General features: G+C 50.0%; 20 protein-coding genes and 2 pseudogenes. 17 read left to right on the top strand and 5 right to left on the bottom strand.

The features are described 5' to 3' along the window. From HMPREF3119_RS19475 to HMPREF3119_RS03645, 9 genes are all read left to right on the top strand, one after another. A partial coding sequence (locus HMPREF3119_RS19475; RefSeq protein WP_210388493.1) for a hypothetical protein occupies positions 1-296 on the top strand: 296 nt, incomplete at its 5' end. A gap of 55 nt (positions 297-351) precedes the next feature. Next, entirely contained in the window at positions 352-1053 is a 702-nt protein-coding gene (locus HMPREF3119_RS03680; protein WP_225310093.1) for a precorrin-2 dehydrogenase/sirohydrochlorin ferrochelatase family protein, read from the top strand. 659 nt (positions 1054-1712) lie between these two features. Next, positions 1713-2153, top strand: a complete 441-nt coding sequence (gene glmS / locus HMPREF3119_RS03675) for a methylaspartate mutase subunit S (protein ID WP_004236129.1) — start codon at positions 1713-1715, stop codon at positions 2151-2153. Then, complete coding sequence (gene glmL / locus HMPREF3119_RS03670) at positions 2153-3544, top strand: methylaspartate mutase accessory protein GlmL (RefSeq protein ID WP_004236127.1); 1392 nt, start codon at positions 2153-2155, stop codon at positions 3542-3544. Before glmS ends, glmL begins: the two co-directional genes overlap by 1 nt. Positions 3545-3565: 21 nt before the next feature. After that, on the top strand, positions 3566-5011 hold the full coding sequence (locus tag HMPREF3119_RS03665; RefSeq protein WP_004236125.1) for a methylaspartate mutase subunit E: 1446 nt from the start codon (positions 3566-3568) through the stop codon (positions 5009-5011). Further along, on the top strand, positions 5011-6252 hold the full coding sequence (locus tag HMPREF3119_RS03660) for a methylaspartate ammonia-lyase (protein WP_004236123.1): 1242 nt from the start codon (positions 5011-5013) through the stop codon (positions 6250-6252). Before HMPREF3119_RS03665 ends, HMPREF3119_RS03660 begins: the two co-directional genes overlap by 1 nt. Positions 6253-6261: 9 nt before the next feature. After that, a complete protein-coding gene (locus tag HMPREF3119_RS03655) occupies positions 6262-7635 on the top strand; it encodes an acyclic terpene utilization AtuA family protein (RefSeq protein ID WP_004239011.1) in 1374 nt (457 codons plus the stop codon). Further along, positions 7632-7949 carry a DUF4387 domain-containing protein gene (locus tag HMPREF3119_RS03650; RefSeq protein ID WP_004236121.1) on the top strand — a complete coding sequence of 106 codons (318 nt, stop codon included), beginning with the start codon at positions 7632-7634 and terminating at the stop codon, positions 7947-7949. The genes HMPREF3119_RS03655 and HMPREF3119_RS03650 overlap by 4 nt, the downstream gene beginning before the upstream one ends. Before the next feature lie 232 nt (positions 7950-8181). Beyond that, on the top strand, positions 8182-9477 hold the full coding sequence (locus tag HMPREF3119_RS03645; protein WP_004236120.1) for a dicarboxylate/amino acid:cation symporter: 1296 nt from the start codon (positions 8182-8184) through the stop codon (positions 9475-9477). Between the two features lie 142 nt (positions 9478-9619). On the opposite strand, the gene nirD is transcribed toward HMPREF3119_RS03645, so the two are convergent. The 5 genes and pseudogenes from nirD to HMPREF3119_RS03620 form a co-directional block, all read right to left on the bottom strand. Next, positions 9620-9955, bottom strand: a complete 336-nt coding sequence (gene nirD, locus HMPREF3119_RS03640) for a nitrite reductase small subunit NirD (protein ID WP_004236118.1) — start codon at positions 9953-9955, stop codon at positions 9620-9622. Between the two features lie 2 nt (positions 9956-9957). Then, positions 9958-12499 (bottom strand): annotated as a pseudogene (gene nirB, locus HMPREF3119_RS03635) (nitrite reductase large subunit NirB). Between the two features lie 335 nt (positions 12500-12834). Beyond that, positions 12835-13876, bottom strand: a pseudogene (locus HMPREF3119_RS03630) (MFS transporter). 107 nt (positions 13877-13983) lie between these two features. Beyond that, the gene (locus HMPREF3119_RS03625) at positions 13984-14958 is read right to left on the bottom strand and encodes a sugar phosphate isomerase/epimerase family protein (protein ID WP_064483883.1); all 975 of its coding nucleotides are present in this window, start codon (positions 14956-14958) and stop codon (positions 13984-13986) included. A gap of 17 nt (positions 14959-14975) precedes the next feature. Beyond that, on the bottom strand, positions 14976-15686 hold the full coding sequence (locus HMPREF3119_RS03620; protein WP_004236111.1) for a UTRA domain-containing protein: 711 nt from the start codon (positions 15684-15686) through the stop codon (positions 14976-14978). 391 nt (positions 15687-16077) lie between these two features. On the opposite strand from HMPREF3119_RS03620, the gene HMPREF3119_RS03615 reads away from it, so the two are divergent. From HMPREF3119_RS03615 to eutN, 8 genes are all read left to right on the top strand, one after another. Continuing rightward, positions 16078-16332: a hypothetical protein gene (locus HMPREF3119_RS03615; protein ID WP_105369943.1), complete on the top strand. Its 255-nt coding sequence runs from the start codon at positions 16078-16080 to the stop codon at positions 16330-16332. Between the two features lie 312 nt (positions 16333-16644). Continuing rightward, entirely contained in the window at positions 16645-16980 is a 336-nt protein-coding gene (gene eutS, locus HMPREF3119_RS03610; protein ID WP_004236109.1) for an ethanolamine utilization microcompartment protein EutS, read from the top strand. Between the two features lie 27 nt (positions 16981-17007). Beyond that, positions 17008-17454 carry a EutP/PduV family microcompartment system protein gene (gene eutP, locus HMPREF3119_RS03605; RefSeq protein WP_036418865.1) on the top strand — a complete coding sequence of 149 codons (447 nt, stop codon included), beginning with the start codon at positions 17008-17010 and terminating at the stop codon, positions 17452-17454. Between the two features lie 12 nt (positions 17455-17466). Further along, entirely contained in the window at positions 17467-18231 is a 765-nt protein-coding gene (eutQ, locus tag HMPREF3119_RS03600) for an ethanolamine utilization acetate kinase EutQ (protein WP_004236107.1), read from the top strand. Positions 18232-18242: 11 nt separating this feature from the next. Next, entirely contained in the window at positions 18243-19088 is an 846-nt protein-coding gene (gene eutT, locus HMPREF3119_RS03595; RefSeq protein WP_004239002.1) for an ethanolamine utilization cob(I)yrinic acid a,c-diamide adenosyltransferase EutT, read from the top strand. Beyond that, entirely contained in the window at positions 19078-20100 is a 1023-nt protein-coding gene (gene pta / locus HMPREF3119_RS03590; protein WP_004236104.1) for a phosphate acetyltransferase, read from the top strand. The genes eutT and pta overlap by 11 nt, the downstream gene beginning before the upstream one ends. 38 nt (positions 20101-20138) lie before the next feature. Beyond that, entirely contained in the window at positions 20139-20432 is a 294-nt protein-coding gene (gene eutM / locus HMPREF3119_RS03585) for an ethanolamine utilization microcompartment protein EutM (protein WP_004236103.1), read from the top strand. A gap of 144 nt (positions 20433-20576) precedes the next feature. Beyond that, positions 20577-20864, top strand: coding sequence for an ethanolamine utilization microcompartment protein EutN (gene eutN, locus HMPREF3119_RS03580; RefSeq protein WP_004236102.1), 288 nt, complete (start codon positions 20577-20579; stop codon positions 20862-20864). Positions 20865-20870: the final 6 nt, after the last annotated feature.

The raw sequence follows: 20870 nt of genomic DNA, 5'->3' as shown, positions 1-20870 counted from the left end.
GGCTTTTCGTTTTGCCGGTTATCAGCCCGGCCCCGGTGCTGAGCGTTTCACCCCCCTTTGTTAACAACAGGCCACCGAACCAAAGTTCGCATAATTCCATCCGCAGCAAAAGTAAAAGGCAGATAACCGGCAGAGAGACGAAAAGCATGCGCGTCATGGATGACGCGCCTGAGCGCACAGGGAAGTGTTTACAGCGACTTTTCGTTTTGCCGGTTATCAGCCCGGTCCCGGTGCTGAGCATTCCGCCTTCTTTATTAACAACAGACTCAGGTGCTGAGCATTTCCCCTCAATTTAACGCGCTGCCCCACAAAGTACGCGCCGCTTTGCTGCGTCCCGGTAACGGGCAGGATATGATTCAGACAACTGATTCTGACGCTGTCCGCAAAGGAGACACTATGCTGCGTTATCCGCTGTTTTGTGATTTACAGGGAAAGACCTGTCTGGTCGTGGGGGGCGGGGAAGTTGCCGCCCATAAATGCCGGACACTGTTACAGGCCGGGGCGCATGTCACCGTCATTGCCCGCTGGTTCCACGGAGATCTCACCGCTCTGGCGGGAAATCCGCATCTTACGCTGACAGAAGCGGACTTTGATGCTGCACTGTGGCCGCAGGGCTGTTGGCTGGCCTTTGCCGCGACAGACTCACCGGAGGTAAATCAGCAGGTGCTGGAACAGGCCAATGCCCGTCACTGCTTCTGTAACGTGACTGACGCGCCGGAAAGCGCCTCATTTATCTCCCCGGCCACCATTGATGTCCCGCCGGTTCAGATTGCGCTGACCTGCGGCGGAAACCCGGTCTATACACAGTTTCTGAAACACCGTGTTATGCAGGCGATTCCGGCGGATGCCCCGGTGAAGCTGCGTGCCGCCGCACGGCTGCGCGAGCAGGTTAAAGCCACCAATGCTTCCCGCGATGCCAAACGGCTGTTCTGGCAGAAGTTCTTTACCGACACCGCCCTGGAACAACTCCTGCCGCTGGAAGATGAGGAACTGCTGACTGACTACCTTAATTACCTGCTGGCTCAGTTTACCGAAGAGCACGGAATCCGCTGAAAAAATAAAACCCCGGCACCGTAATAGCGGTTCCGGGGTAATTATGTGAGCTGAATGGCTTATTTCAGCCATTGGAATAACAAAAACAAGACAGCATCATTATCATATTAATAATAAGCCATTTACTTTTTTGTATCATTTATTTTTTTATTTCTCTGTGGCATTCCGTTGCATACTTTAATAAGATGTTCGTCACACTATTTCGTCATTTTTTATCAAAATATATTCATGTGGAATATACTATAAAATATATTTTAAACATTAAAAATTAATTGCTATTTATGGTGAATTTAATAATATAACAATGATCACAAAATCAGGATTGATTTATTTGTCATTAGGTTTAAATAATTGTTAATTAAAGTTTTTGTTTGTTGTTTTTGATGGTATCTATATGATTTTAAATGGAATTTAAGTGTGATCTGCATCGTGTTTTATACCCCACCGAAAACCATTCCGTTTTTGCAAGATATCCTTACTTTATATCAATTGTTTTTAAATCCCCTGAATTGCACATTATCATCAGTGGAAAGTTAAGGAATTAAATAGGGATGAACACCTGATTTGTACTTAGATACTTTCTTAATTAATACCAAACGGATTTAACAGATTTTGTTTTAACTTTAATTCCGAACATTCAGTTTATTTAGAGGTATATCATGCAGAAGCCTACCATTGTTATTGGTGTAATTGGTGCCGATTGCCATGCCGTCGGTAACAAAGTTTTAGATCGCGTGTTTTCCCAGCACAATTTTAATGTGATTAACCTGGGTGTCATGGTCAGCCAGGACGAATATATCGACGCCGCTATTGAAACCGGCGCGCAGGCAATCGTTGTTTCCTCTATTTACGGTCACGGCGAAGTGGACTGTTTAGGTATGCGTGAGCGCTGCATCGAACGTGGTCTGGGCGAAATTCTGCTGTATGTCGGCGGTAACCTGGTTATCGGTAAACAGGAACCGGCTGAAATCGAGAAAAAATTCAGCGACATGGGCTTTAACCGCGTGTTCTTCCCGAGCACTGACCTGGAATACGTCTGCGATGTCATGAAAAAAGACATTGAAAAAAGCCCGGCCCGCAAAGAAGGAATGACCGCGTAATGATCAACGTCTCGATAGATATCGGTTCAACCTGGACAAAAGGTGCCGTGTTCGACGTGGGAAGTGATGATCATATTGAATTAAAGAATTATGCCCTGACCCCCACGACGATTGACCATCTGGCAGACGGATTTTTCACTGTACTGAATAAAATCCTCAATGTGTCCGATGCGCGTCCTTTACTGGAAGCCGGGAAAGTTAACATTAACTATTCCTCTTCCGCCAAAGGCGGGTTAGCGGTAGCGGCACTGGGTCTGGTTCCGACAATTACCCTTGAGTCAGCAAAAGTCACTGCTCACTCAGCGGGCGCAAAAGTGTCTCAGCACTTTGCGTACAAGCTCAACCGGACTGATATCCGCAAACTCGAACAGACACCCCCGGATATTTTCCTGTTCACCGGCGGGACGGATGGCGGCGATGTCGGATACGGATTACAAAACGCAAAAATGCTGGCGGAATCCGATCTGAACTGTTCCATCATTTATGCGGGTAACCGTGATATTCAGGACGATATTGCTGAGATCCTCGGCCATAAAGAACTGACTGTCGTTAACAACATTTTACCGAGTCTGGATAGTCCGAACCCGTTTGATGCGCGTAAAGCTATCTGTGACATTTTTCTGAAAAAGATTGTGAAGGGCAAGGGACTGGACGTCATTGTTGAACAGACCGGCGAAGAGCCGCGTCCGACACCATTCTCTGTCTTTGAGTTAGTACAGCAAATCCGTGACAACGTTCCCGGCTGGGAAGAGTTTGTGCTGATGGATATGGGTGGCGCAACGACGGATATTTATTCGTCCTGCAACAACAGCTTACTGCCGGATACCATTTTACACGGGATTCCGGAGCCGAAAGTGAAACGGACTGTGGAAGGTGACCTTGGCATGCGTGTATCGGCGGTAATCGCCGGTGAGGCAGGCCGCGAATTAGCCGAAGCGCAGTTTGTGAATCATCCGGAGCAGCTGGATGCCTTTTACCGCTACACCCGTTATGTCAATGAGCACCCTGATTATCTGCCTCAGACGGACGAAGAACGTGTTTATGACCATCTGTTAGCCGGTATTTGTGTCGCACTGGGAACTGAACGCCATGCGGGCACAAAACAGCAGGTGACCACCTGTGCAGGTACGGTGGATTTACAGATTGGCCGTGATTTATCACGGGTCAGCAAAATCATCGGTACCGGCGGCTGGTTGTCGCGGACAGCTGATTTTGACATTAAACAGTATATGCGGTACCGCAAATTCGATAACAAAGGCCGTCAGATTCTGCTGCCGGACGAATTTGAGTACTACCGGGATTCACAAGGGTTATTTCCTCTGTTAGCCAACGTCGCCTGCCGGTATCCGAAAGCAGCAGCTCAGACCGGCGTGCAGATTTTGACCAGATAGCAAGATTATTGGAGCCATTAAATGGAACTGAAGAATAAAAAAATTGCAATCGACGACTTCATGGCCGAGCGCAAAGACGTATTAAAGACCTGGGTGACAGGGAAAGACGTGGAAAACTTTGAAGATGGTGTCAAATATCAGGCGACTATCTCTGAAGATAAAAACTTTGCCAAAAAATTATTCGAAGCTGACCGCGACGGCATCACATTAAGCCAGCCGCGTGCAGGTGTTGCCTTAATCGAAGAGCACATCGAGCTGCTGAAAAAACTGCAGAAAGAGTGTGACCTGCTGCCGACCACTATCGATGCGTATACCCGTCTGAACCGTTATGAAGAAGCGGCAGTCGGTATCCAGAAATCTGTTGAAGCCGGTACCTCTAAACTGAACGGCCTGCCGGTGGTTAACCACGGTGTTGCAGCCTGCCGTCACATCACTGAATCCCTGGATAAACCACTGCAGATCCGTCACGGAACCCCGGATGCACGTCTGCTGTGTGAAATCTCCATGGCGAGTGGTTTCACCAGTTACGAAGGCGGCGGTATCTCCTATAACATCCCTTACGCAAAACGCGTCACCCTGGAAAAATCCATCCGTGACTGGCAGTACTGCGACCGCGTAATCGGTTTATATGAAGAAAACGGTATCCGTATCAACCGCGAACCATTCGGTCCGTTAACCGGTACGCTGATCCCGCCATTCATTTCCCACACTGTGGCAATCATCGAAGGTCTGGTGGCGCTGGAGCAGGGCGTTAAATCCATCACCGTCGGTTACGGCCAGGTCGGTAACTTAGTGCAGGATATCGCGGCAATCCGCTCCCTGCGTGAACTGTCTCATGAATATTTCCGCGCTTACGGCTACGAAGATTATGAGCTGAGTACCGTATTCCACCAGTGGATGGGCGGTTTCCCTGAAGATGAATCCCGTGCGGCGGCAGTTATCTCCTGGGGTGCGGCGGTTGCCGGTATGTCCGGTGCAACCAAAGTAATCACCAAGTCTCCGCATGAAGCATTCGGTATCCCGACTGCGGAAGCGAACTGCCAGGGTCTGCGTGCCTCCAACCAGATGCTGAACATGGTCCGCGACCAGAAATTCCCGCCGTGCAAAGACGTGGATCTGGAAGTGGAACTGATTAAACGCGAAGTCCGCGCAGTGATGAAGAAAGTCCTTGAACTGGGTAACGGCGACATTGCAGTCGGTACTGTCCGCGCATTCGAAGCCGGTGTTCTGGATATTCCGTTCGCTCCTGCGATGTGTAACTCCGGCAAGATGATGCCTATCCGCGACAACAACGGTGCAATCCGTGTGTTCGACGCAGGCGCGGTTCCGCTGCCGGATGACGTTCTGTCCATGCACCATGATTTCGTTGCTGAGCGTGCCCGCGAAGAGGGTCGTGAAGCTTCATTCCAGATGATTATTGATGATATTAACGCAGTATCTCACAGTAAATTAGTAGGAAGACCATAATGAAAATTAAACAGGCATTGTTCACGGCGGGTAACTCATCCTTCTATTTTGACGACCAGCAGGCTATCAAAGACGGCGCAGGTCACGACGGTTTCGTCTACACCGGTAAGCCGGTCACTCCGGGCTTTACCGCAGTGCGTCAGGCGGGTGAGTGTGTGTCAGTCCAGTTAATCCTGGAAAACGGTTCTGTGGCAATGGGTGACTGTGCCGCGGTTCAATACTCCGGTGCGGGTGGTCGTGACCCGTTATTCCTGGCGGAAAACTTCATTCCGTTCCTGGAAAAACACATCAAACCGCTGCTGGAAGGCCGTGATGTCAGTGAGTTCCGCAACAACGCTAAGTTCTTCGATGAACTGAAAGTGGAAGGCAAACAACTGCATACCGCTATCCGTTATGGTCTGTCCCAGGCTCTGCTGGACGCTACAGCACTGGCAAGCAACCGTCTGAAAGCTGAAGTTGTGTGCGACGAGTGGCATCTGCCGGTTGTGGCTGAGCCAATCCCTCTGTTCGGTCAGAGTGGTGATGACCGCTACAACGCTGTGGACAAAATGATCCTCAAACACGTTGACGTTCTGCCGCACGGCCTCATCAACAACGTGGATGAAAAACTGGGCCGTCAGGGTGAAAAACTGCGCGCTTATGTTGAGTGGCTGGCCAAACGTATCGTTGAATTACGTACAGAAGACACTTACAAACCGTCTCTGCACATCGACGTTTACGGCACCATCGGTTTAATTTTCGACAAAGATCCGATTCGTTGCGCAGAGTACATCGCAAGTCTGCAGGAGCAGGCCGGTGATCTGGAACTGTACATCGAAGGTCCGGTTGACGCAGGTAACAAACCAGACCAGATCCGCCTGATGAAAGGCATTATGGATCACCTGAAAAAACTGGGTTCCAAAGTCAAAATCGTTGCTGACGAATGGTGTAACACCTGTCAGGACATCATCGACTTCACGGATGCCGGCTGCTGTGACATGGTTCAGATCAAAACCCCTGACCTGGGTTCTGTTCACAACATCGCTGACGCGGTGCTGTACTGCCAGAAACACGGTATGGAAGCATACCAGGGCGGTACCTGTAACGAAACCGACGTCAGTGCGCGTACCTGTGTGCATATCGCGATTGCGACACGTCCGATGCGTATGCTGATCAAGCCGGGTATGGGCTTCGATGAAGGTATGAACATTGTTCATAACGAAATGAACCGCACACTGGCTGTACTGAAAGCAAAAGCATAAGGAAGCATTATGTCCAGGACATTTAAAATCCTGTCCCCTACTGCCATCCTGGGGTACGGATTTCCGGAAGAGAGTTTTATGAAGGCGATGGAAGAATCGCCGGATCTTATCGCCGTCGACGCCGGGTCTTCTGACCCGGGTCCTCACTACCTCGGTTCCGGTAAAGCCTTTACCGACCGTGCCGGGGTAAAACGCGACCTGCGTTATATGCTGAAAGCCGGTGTGAAAAACAATATTCCGGTTGTCATCGGTACTGCCGGTGGTTCAGGTGCACAGCCTCATCTGGAATGGTGCCGAGAAATCATTCTGGAACTGGCAAAGGAAGAAGGTCTGTCATTCAAGATGGCCCTGATCCCTGCGGATGTTGAGAAGAAAACCGTTCACGAAGCGCTGGATGCAGGCAAAATTACGCCGCTGGCGTTCGTGCCTGAACTGACGCATGAAGTGATCGACGAAAGTACCTATATCGTTGCTCAGATGGGTGTCGAGCCGTTCCAGGAAGCACTGGCAGCCGGTGCTCAGGTTGTTCTGGCCGGCCGTTCTTATGACCCTTGCTGCTTCGCGGCTCTGCCGATTATGAAAGGGTTTGACGAAGGTCTGGCACTGCACTGCGGTAAGATTCTGGAGTGTGCGGCAATCGCAGCCACCCCGGGTTCCGGATCTGACTGTGCAATGGGTATTATCGACGAAACCGGTTTCACCCTGAAAGCATTCAACCCGATCCGTAAGTTTACGGACACCTCAGCAGCGGCTCACACCCTGTATGAGAAATCCAACCCGTACGTATTACCGGGACCGGGCGGTGTGCTGGATCTGAAAGAGTGTAAGTTTGAAGATCTGGGTAACGGGCAGGTTCGTGTAACCGGTTCACGCCATGTATCAACACCGTATACCGTTAAACTGGAAGCTGCACGTCCGGTCGGTTACCGCACCATCACTATCGCCGGTACGCATGACCCTATCATGATCGCCGGTATGGATAAGATTCTGGTGGAAGTGCGTAAAAGTGTTGAGAAAAACCTCAGCATCGACCCTGATACCGTGAAAATGAATTTCCATCTGTACGGTAAAAACGGTGTGATGGGTGACGCAGAACCTGAAACTGTGACCAAGAGTTATGAGCTGGGTATTTTACTGGATGTTGTTGCTCCTACCCAGGAGCAGGCAGACAGTATCTGTTCCCTGGCACGTTCCACTATGCTGCACTACGGGTATGATGGCCGTATCGCCACCGCGGGCAACTTAGCCTTCCCGTTCTCTCCGTCGGATATCCGTGCCGGTAAAGTGTATGAGTTCTCCATCTATCATCTGATGGAATACACCCCGGATATTAAATTCACATTCCGTATGGAGAATGTAACACCTGAAGGAGTGGCGAAATGAAAAAGTCAATTTTAGAATTAGCCAAAGTTGTGCGTTCTAAAAACTCCGGTCCGTATGAAATTGTGATGGATATTTTATTCAAGGATAAAGAAACTTATACCGCGGTAAAAAATTCAAAACAATTTAATAAAGACTTAGTCGCTGGTCTGTATTGTGTGAAACCTGACTTTATCGATAATATTGTCTGGTTTGACCCGGCGAATGCTGTGAAAATTGTAATGCCGAGACATATTGTTTCTGGTGCTGTCGGAGATACCGATGTTTATGGTGCCCAGCAACATGCGCCTTTATTAAAAATGGAATTTGATATTTAACAATATCAGTCATTCAATATCTCATTAGTACGACAACTCGGTGTGGCGTACGGGGTTCCCCCGCGCTCCACATCGATTTCAGAAACAGAAATCGTCATTTTTCTCAGTGTGATGTATAAAATTATTTAATATTTAAAGCCACGGAAGGCTGGGTAAAAATAACTGAAATAAAATTTCAGAGGATATTAAGTAAGTTGAGAATAAATGCGACCCAACACAGAATGGAATTATTATGAAATCGAAGAGTTTAACCACTTGGATAGTCATTGGTCTTATTGTCGGTGTGATTGTCGGCTTCAGCTTTAATGAAATGGCATCTGCTGAATTTAATAAGGTCTATGCAAAAGATATCTCCATTATTACCGATATCTTCTTACGTCTGATTAAAATGATTATCGCCCCATTGATTATATCAACACTGGTTGTTGGTATCGCGAAAATGGGTGATGCGAAAACGTTAGGTCGTGTTTTCTCCAAAACACTATTCTTATTTATCTGCGCATCCTTTATCTCAATCCTGTTAGGTCTGGTTATTGTTAACCTGTTCCAGCCGGGCGCAGGTATTAACTTCGTTGCGGATACTGCCGGTGCGGTTCAGGGTATTGTGGAACCTGTTCCTTTCTCCTTCAAAACCTTTATTGCTCATGCGATTCCGACCAGTATCGTTGATGCAATGGCGCGTAACGAAATTCTGCAGATCGTTGTATTCTCAATCTTTATGGGTATCAGTCTCTCCGCTATCGGTGAGAAAGGCCTGCCGATTGTGAATGTGCTGGAATCCCTCGTCAGCCTGATGCTGAAATTAACCGGTTACGTCATGCTGTTCGCACCACTGACAGTGTTTGCCGCTATCTCCGGTATGATTGCAGAGCGTGGTCTGGGTGTTCTGGTCAGCGCCGGTATCTTTATGGGTGAGTTCTATTTCACACTGGCGATGCTGTGGGTGATTCTGATTGGTCTGGCTGCGGTGGTTGTCGGCCGCTGTATCTTCCGTCTGACCAAAGGTATCACTGAACCTGCACTGCTGGCATTCACCACATCAAGTTCTGAAGCTGCATTCCCGGGTACTCTGGAAAAATTGGAAGAGTTCGGTGTTTCCAACAAGATCGCCAGCTTCGTACTGCCAATCGGTTACTCCTTTAACCTCGTCGGTTCAATGGCTTACTGTTCATTCGCGGTTATCTTTATCGCTCAGGCATGTAACATCACCCTGTCTATGGGTGAGCAGGTTACCATGCTGCTGATTCTGATGCTGACATCGAAAGGGATGGCCGGTGTACCGCGTGCGTCTCTGGTGGTTATCGCGGCGACACTGAACCAGTTCAACATTCCGGAAGCGGGTCTGATTCTGCTGATGGGTGTGGATCCGTTCCTCGACATGGGCCGCTCTGCCACTAACGTAATGAGTAACGCCATCGGTGCCGCTATCGTCGGCCGCTGGGAAGGTGAGCACTACGGTGAAGGCTGCCGCGGAAAACCAAAGGCAGTTATTGAACCTCCGGTAGCACAGGCCACAACGTCAGCCTGACCGGTCGTTCAGAATAAACAAGACAGGCGCGGTACAAGGGATACAGATACCGCGCAACAATAAAAAATCAGTTTTATGTGTTATGTACTAAGTATTAAGCGCAAAATGCCCTCAGTCATTTTGCGCTTTTTTTTGTATGGGGTTACTGCGGCACGGCGGAAACACTCACAGTGCCATCCGTCACCTTAACGGCAAAGGCGGCGACGGAATATGCGGCGTCTTCCGCACACAACCCGTCCGTCAGCCGGAAACGCTGTTTTTTCAGCGGACTGACAATCCACAGCGAGCCGTCATGCTCTGCAATTAATCCGCGCGACAGCACACTGGCCTGCGCAAAAGGATCGATATTACTCAGGGCAAAAATGCGCTCGTCCGGATAAGGACGGAACAGCGCCACCTGTTCACCCTTTACCAGCGCACACACACCGGTTCCCGGGGTGATATCACTGACCTGACAAACCGTAATCCATTGACTCATGATTATTCCTCCCCGATCAGAGTGACAGCAATCCGCTCTTCCGGGCGGGCCGGACGATGTTGTGAGCGCTCACTTACCATTTGCACATTCGGATCCGGCAGCGGGCTGTTAACAAAGTGACTGAAGCGTTTGCGGGCATGCGGGTTGTTCACCGTTTCCTGCCACTCGCAGGTCACTTTTTCGCGCAGCTGCGCCAGTTCCTGCTCCAGCTGTGCATTGAGCCCCAGTTTATCGCTGACAATCACATCCCGCAGGTAATCAATCCCGCCCTCCAGGCTTTCCAGCCAGGTGGATGTCCGGCTGAGTTTGTCGGCGGTGCGGATGTAAAACATCATAAAGCGGTCGATGTAGCGTATCAGGGTCTCTTTATCAAGGTCAGCCATCAGCAGATCGCCGTGGCGCGGTTTCATGCCGCCGTTTCCGCAGACATACAGGTTCCAGCCCTTGTCGGTGGCGATAATCCCGATATCTTTCCCTTGCGCCTCCGAGCACTCGCGGGTGCAGCCCGAGATGCCGAATTTCATTTTATGCGGGGTGCGGATACCTTTATAACGGTGTTCCAGCTCAACGCCCAGCGCGGTGCTGTCACCGACCCCGAACCGGCACCATGCCGTGCCGACACAGGTTTTCGCCATCCGCAGTGCTTTGGCATAGGCGTGCCCGGTTTCAAATCCGGCGGCGATCAGTTTTTCCCAGATAGCCGGTAAATCCTGCTTTTGCGCCCCGAACATCGCAATACGCTGTGAGCCGGTAATTTTGGTATACAGATTGTATTCCTGTGCAACTGTACCGATAGCCAGCAGACCTTCCCGGGGTGATTTCGCCGCCCGGTGAGCGCGGGATCACCGAATAGGTGCCGTCCTTCTGCATATTGGCGAGGAAATTATCGTTGGTATCCTGTAACGGCACCAGATCGTCGCGCAGAATATAGTCATTCCGGCAGGACGCGAGCAGTGAGCCGATGGTCGGTTTGCACACTTCACAGCCATAACCTTCTCCGTAGCGGCCCAGCAGCTCATCAAAGGTAGTGATTTTTTCCACGCGGATCAGGTGATACAGCTCCTGGCGGGAATAGGCAAAATGCTCGCATAGGTGATGATTCACCTCAATACCCAGATTAGTCAGTTCTGTATTCAGCACCTGAGTGATCAGCGGAACACATCCGCCGCAGCCGGTACCGGCTTTGGTTTCCGCTTTGATATCCGCAACCGTCTGGCAACCGTTATGAATGGCCTGAATAATGTCTCCTTTGGTGACATCAAAACAGGAACAGATTTGTGCACTGTCCGGCAGGGATTCCACGCCGATCGCCGGTTTGCTGCCGGCGTGTGCCGGGAGGATCAGAACATCCGGATTTTCCGGCAGTTCGATACGGTTCAGTGCCAGTTGCAGCAGATTACCGTAATCTTCGGTATCCCCGACCAGCACCGCACCCAGCAGATATTTATTATCGTCGCTGACAATCAGCCGCTTATAAACCTCATTGGCTTCATCGAGATAAATATAACTGTGGCAGCCGTCGTCTGTCGCATGTGTATTGCCGATACCACCGACATCCACACCCAGCAGTTTCAGTTTTGCGCTCATATCCGCACCGGTAAACTGATTCTCCTTCCCCAGCAGATGATCAGCCGCCACCTGTGCCATTTTGTAGCCCGGTGCCACCAGTCCGTAAGTTCTGCCGTGCCATGACGCGCATTCCCCGATAGCATACACATCCGGGTCAGATGTCTGACACTGGTCATTAATCACCAGACCGCCGCGCTCCGCCACGGCCAGTCCGCACTGACGGGCAAGCCGGTCACGCGGGCGGATCCCGGTGGAAAAGACGACAAAATCGGTCTCCAGCGATGAACCATCGGCAAAATGCAGCACTTTGCGGCTCTCTCCGCTGCCGGATGCGGTAATTTCCGTGGTGTTTTTGCCGGTATGTACCGTTACACCCATCCGTTCAATTTTCTGCTTCAGCTGTTCACCGCCGAGCGCATCGAGCTGTTCCGCCATCAGGACTGGCGAAAATTCAATAACATGGGTTTCAATACCCAGGTTTTTCAGGGCCCCGGCGGCTTCCAGCCCCAGCAGACCACCGCCGATCACCACACCTTTGCGGCTGCGGCGGGCGCAGGCTTCAATGGCATTGAGATCTTCAATCGTCCGGTAAACAAAACAGTCGCGGGTATCACTGCCTTTGATCGGCGGGATCCATGGATAAGAGCCGGTCGCAATCACCAGTTTGTCATAATGCACAGTGCGGCCGGTATTGGTATGCAGCACCTTTTCCTGACGGTTAACGGTAATCACCCGCTCATTGATTAATACCGAAATATTGTGTTTTTCATAGAAACCGGGTTTAACCAGGGATAATTCTTCCGCCGTATGATGAGAAAAATAGGAGGAGAGATGCACGCGGTCATAAGCGACACGCGGCTCTTCGCAGAATACGGTGATATCGAACTGTCCGGCGTCCGCTTTATCGGTAAGCTCTTCGGTAAAGCGGTGGCCGACCATACCGTTACCGATGATTGCTAACTTGACGTTGCTCATTTCAGCCTCAGATTTTGTGTGGATTAAGGCTAAAAATACGGCGATCCCGGTTTTTCTCATTGATGTATATCAAATGCAGCTTAATCAATTCAGCTTATGTAATTCATTGCTTTAAATAATTTTTGTCAATACTCCTTAAGGGGTAGTGATGTATTGGTTTTTCAACCGGTTATTTTTACTCATTTAATGACAAATATATATTTCACGACATATGACACAATTTCCGGATTAAAAGAAATATATTTAACTAAAGGGAGATATCTGAAATAACCATCCGGAAAACAGAAACGGATAACACCACCGTATATCAGGGGGATGTTATCCGTACGGTATGATTAGCGGGAAGATGCCATCATATCAGCGCGAGCTTTGCGGTTTTTAATACTGATAATCAGAATACCGGAAGCGAAAGCGCCGCAGCAGGCAAACAATGCCATCAGGCCGAACACGATTTTGTAACCGGTCATGCCCGGATAGCTGTCGAGAATATGGCCGTAGAGGCTGAAGCAGAACATGGCCGGGGCATAACCGATAAAGCTGCCCAGTGCCATTGCAGCCCCGGTACTGGACTCTTTGATATTGGCTTCACCAATCGGCGCAAAGAAAATCGCGCGCTGAGTGAAAACAATAGTACCGAAGCCCAGTGTGCAGACCATACTCAAATACACCGGCATACTTTCGTGCGGCAGGAAAATAAAGGTGACCAGGACAATCACACTGATAATAAAGGTATAAAACAGGTATTTGGTCGGTGATTTTAAAATCTTATCCGCGATTAATCCGCCGATAGGGCCGCCGACCATTTTCAGGCAATACTGATTCAGAATACCGTAAATACCGGCCAGTGCGACAGGCAGTGCCGTCTTTTAATACCGCGCTGACGCCGGGTTTTTTCTCTTTATTTTCACCGGATTCATTCACCGGTTCGGTGACGGCGTGTTTATCATCTTTCAGGAACAGGAAGATAATACCACCGACCAGAATAGCCACGCCGGAATAAAATAAGATCCCCATTTTAAAACCGAGATAACCACTGCCGAACCAGGCAAAGACCGCAAGAGCGGAGAAGGCCACCACGGTATCGACCACACCGCGGCCGGTTTCAAAGAAGCCGAATATCCGGCCCTGCTGTGAGCTGTTGCCCAGCAGGCCGGTTGCAATTAATGAGAATGAAATTGTCAGACGGCGCGGTAATTTGTCAGAAAAATAAATAGATAAAAAGAAACCAATGGTCGTCACAATTGAGTTTACTGACATGGCATTACCAATCTGACCATTTGTCAGATGGAAATATTCCTGCATCGGAACATAAAATGCGTCTTTCAGTGACGGTAATTTATAGATAGTACCGCCGCACAGAACTAACAGGCTGAATATAGCCTATCTTTTTTTATCAAGCATAGTGTGCCTCCCGACTGAAAAATAATTTTCAGTCAGTGTTGAGTGTTGTTTTTAAATTAATGGTGTGTAGTGCTGATATTTTTTTATTTATTAATAACGGCAAGTGCCTCTGTTTTTATTTCATCAATGACGTTACGGACATAAATCAGCTGATTGACGGCATCTTCTTTTTCACGGGCGAGACGTTCTTCAATTTCATTTTCAGGTAACGGTGTTTCACTCAGCTGACGCCACGGGATCCACGGATCATTCCCTTCATTTTTAAAACGGAAGGCCGGTGCGTAATAATCCACTTCTTCTTCCAGCCCGTAGGAAATAACCTGTGGTTTCTCTTTACCCAGACATATTAATGCCCGCAGCATCTCTTTAAACGGCAGATTACCTTCCCCGGAACGGCAGGCGGTATGGCCGAAACCATCACCTTCCTCCAGAATCACTGCATCTTTGATATGCACCTGAGTAATATGATCCTGCATGACTGCCAGGGCTTCCATCGGTAATTCACAGGCATTGATCATATTGCCGAAGTCAAATAACAGCGTCAGTTCCGGGAAATCAGCTTCTTTTATCAGTTTAACCAGCTCGTGGCTTTTTAAATCTTCATGCTGTTCCAGAACAAATGTCAGACCGGAGTGCTGATAGTGTGTTTTTAAATAACCGATATCTGCGGAAATACGGCGGAGCACGTCAGACAGCGCACCTTCATAGCGCGGATAAAAACGGACAGAGCTTGCCCCGGTTTTCAGTGCGATTCTGACTGCATCATCCAGGGTTTTATTATCGGAGGCGCTGGTTTCAATATTAATATCCAGATGATAGCGTTTTGCCTTCTCTGCAAAAGCCTCAAGCTGTTCGTCTGTCATGGTTGAAAGAGATTGTGTTTCACCATCCAGCACATGTATTTTGACGCCCGGCAAATGATGTTCGTTTGCGATATCCAGTAAGTCACCCGGCAATATTTTTTCAAAACGCATATTCAGATGATAGGCGTAGGCATGCAGATATAACGGTAATTTATCTGCACGTTCAATAATCCGGCGGGCATCATCAGTATTCATGATTCAGATTCCTGTGTCTAAAGCTCAACAAAAAAATAAACAGATTCAAACCGCCAGTACTCAATGTCGATTTGAACGATATTATGTTCCGCATCACAGCGGTATTTTTCCACCCGGATGCCGGGGGAATTCGCTGTACAGCCGATAGCCTTACTGGCGGTTTCCGGCATCCGGGCCGGTTTGAATGCCAGTCCGGCAGTCGTGGTGGTGATATTGTATTTTTCTTCCCAGATTGCCGCGAAAGAGTGGTTATCCAGTTTTGCGGTAAAGTCCGGACCGGCAGCCGGGTTAATATAGGTCTGGTGCCAGAACACTTTATGCCCGTCCAGTGCCCCCCATCCGGTAATGAGATACACCGCATCACCGGCCGCAAGACCGAATTTACCGGTAATCTCCGCAGGGGCATCAGTGACCGTCAGTTTGTCTGTGTATTCCCATGACGGTACCCGTCCCTGTGCTTTTGCCGCCTGATTAAAACTTGCCGGGGATTTCGGGTTGTAATTGAAGACCGGCAGGGCTGCGAACCACCCGCTGCGGTTTTTGCGGAAGATCTTTCCGTCATTTTCCAGGCTGAGCAGTGCCTGGCGCAGTGACATCCGGTTGACACCGAGTTGTTCTGTCAGCGGACGTTCTGCGGGCAGCTTGTCTCCGGGCGCGATAACGCCGGCGGTCAGCATGGCATCGAGTTTCTCTCTGGCAAGATCAGCTGCAGTTTGTGTTGTTTTCATCGGATGACCTTTTTTTGGTTTAAACCAGATTGGTTTATACGTTACGTGAGTGCTATTGTACGTACAAGTGAGGAAGTGATAAATAAATGTCAATTTGCGGGATACTTCACACTCTGCCGGTGATCCGGCGAAAATCCCCGTTGTGACCGGTTTCTCATTCCGGATTGATAAAAATAGCAGGCTGTCTGCTTTATTTTTTATCAGACGGGAAAATAACAGAAAATGAATATTTATCTCACTGGTTCTTATAACTATTTTATTTCCCCGTTCGTATCATAAGAAAAATCTATATCCTGATAAAAAAGGCTATTTGATTTTATTTGCCGGACACACCCGCTGGTACAGTATAAAAAAGATTAATATCCGCGAGCTGGCAAATTACCCGGCCGTGATGTACGTACAGAATAACAGTGATTTTCTCAGTGAAATGTTTTTTATGGAAGAGGCGATTGTGATTGAGGACCCGGACCGGGTTATCTATACCCATGACCGGGGATCGATGAATAATATATTATCAAATACAAACAGTTACACAATAGGGATAGGATGTCTTATCAAGGATATCATCCCGGAAGAAGAGGACCTGTTTATCAGTCTGCTCAAGCAGTCGCCGGATAAAAACTTTATTCGTGACACACAGAAATAATCACACCGCGAACCCGCTTTCTCTCTTATTGCCTTACCGGAATATCGCGGGTAAGGCAATTGCTGTATTTTACGCATTTCAGTACTACGTATTTTGCTTATTACCGCATCTGAAACAATCCTGTGAAAAATAACAGATTCAATTTCCGTGCCTTTTCCCCGGGTGATCGCTGTTTGTTACCAAATTAACAATTCTGCCAATTAGTGATCTGTTTCAACATTTAATCGTGATTGCCGATTTTTGTTATCCCCTTTTTAAGAGTGTGACTAGGATTGAATCAATTCTTATGAGGAGAGTGACGAGGTAAGCACGATGGAAAAGGAACGTATCATCCAGGAATTTGTTCCCGGCAAACAGGTCACGCTGGCGCATCTGATTGCGCATCCGGGCAGTGATCTGGCGAAAAAAATCGGGGTTCCCGGTGCTGAAGCCATCGGCATTATGACGCTGACACCCGGCGAAACCGCAATGATTGCGGGTGATCTTGCCACAAAGGCCGCTGGTGTGGATATCGGCTTTCTTGACCGTTTCACCGGTGCTCTCGTGATTTACGGCTCTGTCGGCGCAGTGGAAGAAGCATTGATCCAGACTGTACGCGGGTTAAGCCAGCTCCTCAATTATGCCGTTTGTGATATCACCCGCAGCTGAGCGGGTGCAGTTAAGGATGCCGTCTGAATGAAACGAATTGTGTTTGTGGGTGATGTGGGTGCAGGAAAAACGACATTATTCAATGCGTTGCAGGGAGATTTTGATCTTGCGCGTAAAACACAGGCGATTGAGTTCAATGATGAAGGCAGTGTTGATACTCCGGGTGAATATTTCAGCCATCCCCGTCTCTACCACGCGCTGATTAATACGCTGGCAGATTGTGATGTGCTGGTTTATGTCCACGCGGCAAATAACCCGGAGTGCCGGATCCCTGCCGGATTACTCGATATCTATCCCCGTATGCGCCGCTTTGCGGTTATCAGCAAAGCCGATGCACCGGATGCGGATGTGCCCGCCGTGCGCGAGCTGCTCTCCACGCGGGGGTTTGAGGAACCGTTACTTGCCATCAACAGCCTTGATCCTGATGACGTCCTGAAAGTGAAACAGTTTTTGGCCACAGCCGACAGCCAATAAGAGGAATATCCGATGAAGAAACTAATAACGGCCAATGACATCCGGGAAGCACACGCAGCGGGCAAAACCCGTCTGGATGTGGTGCTGAAAGAGAGCATTGTCACGCCGGAAGCCCATGTTGTGGCTGAACAATTGGGCTTTGTGATTTGTGAGGTGGATGCCGCACAGAACAGCGCACCGGCCGCCGCACCGCTGGCCGCAACCGCCGGAACAGAACCCAATATTTCATCCGCAGAGCGTCAGAAAATCCGCGAGTGCATTATCGCGCAGCTGCCTGACGGCAATGTCACCGAAACCCTGATTGCACAATTGGTCGATAAAGTGGTGCAGGAGCGTATCGCGCAGATTAAAGCGAAAGTGGCGGCATTCAAACCGGCGGAAGAGAACACTGATACCCCGAATACCCAGAGCTACCGCAGTGTCACCGGCAAAGGCGGCATTAAAGTGGTCGACAGCAGCTCGGTTAAGTTCGGTAATTTCGATGGTGCGGGTCCGCACCGTGTCGGGATTGCGGATCTGATCACCGCGCAGGACAACAGCAGCATGGCTGCCGGGTTTATGCAGTGGGAAAACGCATTCTTCCCGTGGACACTGAATTACGACGAAGTGGATCTGGTTCTGGAAGGCGAGCTGCATGTGCGCCATCAGGGCGAAACCATGATCGCGAAAGCCGGGGATGTGATGTTTATTCCGAAAGGCTCCGCGATTGAGTTCGGCACACCATCCACTGTCCGCTTCCTGTATGTGGCCTGGCCGGCTAACTGGCAGGATTGCTGAGGGGTATCGCCATGACCTTTATCACTGAAGACTGGTTGCGGGATAACTTTACGCTGAGCGAAGGCAGTGAAATTCATCTGCCTGCTGACAGCCGGATGACACCATCCGCCCGTGAGCTGATCGAAAGCCGCCGTTTACAGGTGAAATTTCAGGATAAACAAGGTCGTCTGTTTGTGGAAACGCCGGATGAATCCGGTAAAACCGAAACGGCTGTCCCTGACCTGAAAGCGGTACACGGGTTAACCAGTAAGGATAAAGCGGATGTCGCGGCCTGCGAATTATGCCATCAGCCGGTGGCGAAAAAGCCGGACACGCTGACACACCTTAACGGTCACACCATGGTGGCGAAAAATGATCCGCGTCTGGCCTTCCGCGCCGCGCTGGATGCCACCATTGCCGAAGCCGTCTGGTTACAGACTGAATTTGCACAGACGCCGCTGAAAGGCTGGCTGGCGGATATCCGCTCTGTGCTCGGCAATATTATGCGTGCCGATGCGCTCAATGAACCGCTCGGTGAGCAGAGTATTGCGGATCTGAACGCGGATGAGCTGCACAAGCTGTCTCATAATCCGCTGAAATACCTGGGTCATGACCATATCGTTCCGGATGTGAGTCACGGCCGTGATGCGGCGGCGCTGAACCTGCTGCGGACCAAAGTCCGTGAAACGGAAGTCAGTGCGGCACGTATTTATATCGATTGTTATTTTCAGGTCATCCGCCCTGACATTATGCAGGCGCTTAACCGCCTCTCCAGTGCGGTGTATGTCCTGATGGTGATGGTGGTGCGCGAAGGCGGCGTAATGACCACACAGGCTCTGAAACAGGCTCTGATGCAAGGGGGAACACATGCTCATTGAACGATGCCGTCAGCAGGCAAAACTGAACCCGCCGCGGGTGGTTCTGCCGGATGCGCTGGATGAGCGCGTGATCCACGCCGCCCGTTATCTGAAACAAAATGGTCTGGCGGAGCCTGTTCTGCTGGCAAACCCGTTTGCGCTGCGTGATTTCTCGCTGCGTACCGGTGTCATTATGGACGGCCTGAGCACCATTGATCCGGACAGTGCGGATGAGTGGCGTGCAGAGTTTGCGGATACCATCACCGCGCGCCTCGGCGAAAAAGCCCCGGAAGATGCGGATGAGGCCATGCGCCAGCCGCTGTGGTTCGGTGCCGCCATGGTTGCCGCCGGAAAAGCGGATTTATGTGTGGCGGGGAATATCTCGTCAACCGCCGCTGTTCTGCGGGCCGGGCTGAAAGTGATCGGCCTGAAGCCGGGCGTTAAAACATTATCATCTATTTTCATCATGTTGCCGCCGGGAACGGAAGGCAATGTGCTGGGTTTCGCTGATTGCAGTGTCGTACCTCAACCCACTTCTGCACAGCTGGCGGATATTGCGCTGAGCAGTGCGGAAACCTTCACGGCAATCACCGGTGAAACCGCGCGTGTGGCGATGTTGTCTTTTTCAACAGCAGGCAGCGCGAAACATCCTAATGTGGCGATGGTGCAGCAGGCGGTGGAAATTATTCATGCACGCGCCCCGCAGTTACAGGCGGATGGTGAACTGCAGTTCGACGCGGCATTTGTGCCAAGTGTCGCTGCGCAAAAAGCCCCGAACAGTGAGTTAAAGGGGCGGGCAAATGTCATGGTCTTTCCGTCACTGGAAGCAGGCAATATCGGTTACAAGATTGCCCAGCGTCTCGGCGGTTACCGGGCACTCGGCCCGCTGATTCAGGGATTAAATGCACCGGTGCATGATTTGTCACGCGGCTGTAATGCCCGCGACATTATTGAACTGGTGCTGGTAGCACAAACACAGTTAGCTCAGGCCGGACAACCTGTCCGCCGCACTGAAGCAGAAAGCGTTATTTAAACCGGTCCCTGATGGGATCTCAATGAGAGGAAAATATCATGGAAGCATTAGGACTGATCGAAACTAAGGGTCTGGTTGCATTAATCGAAGCATCCGATGCGATGGTCAAAGCAGCACGCGTTAAATTAGTCGGTGTTAAACAAATCGGCGGTGGTCTGGTAACAGCCATGGTGCGCGGTGATGTTGCAGCATGTAAAGCAGCGACTGACGCAGGTGCGGCAGCAGCTCAGCGTATCGGTGAACTGGTCTCTGTACACGTTATTCCTCGTCCGCATGGCGATCTGGAAGAAGTGTTTCCTATCAAAATGTCCGGCGATAAATCAATCGATTAATCGTTGTTAGCGTGGCGTGCTTCTGACGCCACGCGATTTTAATCTCCCCGGTTTTTTTGCTGTCACTCAGACGGCAGGGGATTTTTTTACCTGAAATCCGTAGCCGGCTGTATTCAGGCTGCTGAAATATAAAGAGAGGTGAACATGAAACTGGCTGTCGTTATCGGACAAATCGTGTGCACCGTGCGTCATCCCGGACTGGAATCCGACAAATTACTGCTGGTGGAAATGATTGACCGCCAGGGGCGTCCTAACGGTGAGGTGGCCGTCGCAACCGACAGTATCGGTGCGGGTAATGGTGAATGGGTGCTGATCGTCAGCGGAAGTTCGGCGCGGCGTGCTCAGAGCAAAGAAGCGTCACCGGTCGATCTCAGCATCATCGGCATTGTGGATGAGGCCGTTATGGAAAGTCAGGTGATTTTTCATAAATAAATCGCC

Source organism: Morganella sp. HMSC11D09 (genome assembly GCF_001807955.1).
Lineage (GTDB): Bacteria > Pseudomonadota > Gammaproteobacteria > Enterobacterales > Enterobacteriaceae > Morganella > Morganella morganii.
Note: the sequence above shows the minus strand (reverse complement) of the source record. Positions and strands in the feature narration are given on the sequence as shown.

Excerpts from the sequence above, each read along its gene's own strand:
- HMPREF3119_RS03680 (WP_225310093.1), top strand. The coding sequence starts at position 352 with ATGATTCAGACAACTGATTCTGACGCTGTCCGCAAAGGAGACACTATG.
- glmS (WP_004236129.1), top strand. The coding sequence starts at position 1,713 with ATGCAGAAGCCTACCATTGTTATTGGTGTAATTGGTGCCGATTGCCAT.
- glmL (WP_004236127.1), top strand. The coding sequence starts at position 2,153 with ATGATCAACGTCTCGATAGATATCGGTTCAACCTGGACAAAAGGTGCC.
- HMPREF3119_RS03665 (WP_004236125.1), top strand. The coding sequence starts at position 3,566 with ATGGAACTGAAGAATAAAAAAATTGCAATCGACGACTTCATGGCCGAG.
- HMPREF3119_RS03660 (WP_004236123.1), top strand. The coding sequence starts at position 5,011 with ATGAAAATTAAACAGGCATTGTTCACGGCGGGTAACTCATCCTTCTAT.
- HMPREF3119_RS03655 (WP_004239011.1), top strand. The coding sequence starts at position 6,262 with ATGTCCAGGACATTTAAAATCCTGTCCCCTACTGCCATCCTGGGGTAC.
- HMPREF3119_RS03650 (WP_004236121.1), top strand. The coding sequence starts at position 7,632 with ATGAAAAAGTCAATTTTAGAATTAGCCAAAGTTGTGCGTTCTAAAAAC.
- HMPREF3119_RS03645 (WP_004236120.1), top strand. The coding sequence starts at position 8,182 with ATGAAATCGAAGAGTTTAACCACTTGGATAGTCATTGGTCTTATTGTC.
- nirD (WP_004236118.1), bottom strand. The coding sequence starts at position 9,955 with ATGAGTCAATGGATTACGGTTTGTCAGGTCAGTGATATCACCCCGGGA.
- HMPREF3119_RS03625 (WP_064483883.1), bottom strand. The coding sequence starts at position 14,958 with ATGAATACTGATGATGCCCGCCGGATTATTGAACGTGCAGATAAATTA.
- HMPREF3119_RS03620 (WP_004236111.1), bottom strand. The coding sequence starts at position 15,686 with ATGAAAACAACACAAACTGCAGCTGATCTTGCCAGAGAGAAACTCGAT.
- HMPREF3119_RS03615 (WP_105369943.1), top strand. The coding sequence starts at position 16,078 with ATGTACGTACAGAATAACAGTGATTTTCTCAGTGAAATGTTTTTTATG.
- eutS (WP_004236109.1), top strand. The coding sequence starts at position 16,645 with ATGGAAAAGGAACGTATCATCCAGGAATTTGTTCCCGGCAAACAGGTC.
- eutP (WP_036418865.1), top strand. The coding sequence starts at position 17,008 with ATGAAACGAATTGTGTTTGTGGGTGATGTGGGTGCAGGAAAAACGACA.
- eutQ (WP_004236107.1), top strand. The coding sequence starts at position 17,467 with ATGAAGAAACTAATAACGGCCAATGACATCCGGGAAGCACACGCAGCG.
- eutT (WP_004239002.1), top strand. The coding sequence starts at position 18,243 with ATGACCTTTATCACTGAAGACTGGTTGCGGGATAACTTTACGCTGAGC.
- pta (WP_004236104.1), top strand. The coding sequence starts at position 19,078 with ATGCTCATTGAACGATGCCGTCAGCAGGCAAAACTGAACCCGCCGCGG.
- eutM (WP_004236103.1), top strand. The coding sequence starts at position 20,139 with ATGGAAGCATTAGGACTGATCGAAACTAAGGGTCTGGTTGCATTAATC.
- eutN (WP_004236102.1), top strand. The coding sequence starts at position 20,577 with ATGAAACTGGCTGTCGTTATCGGACAAATCGTGTGCACCGTGCGTCAT.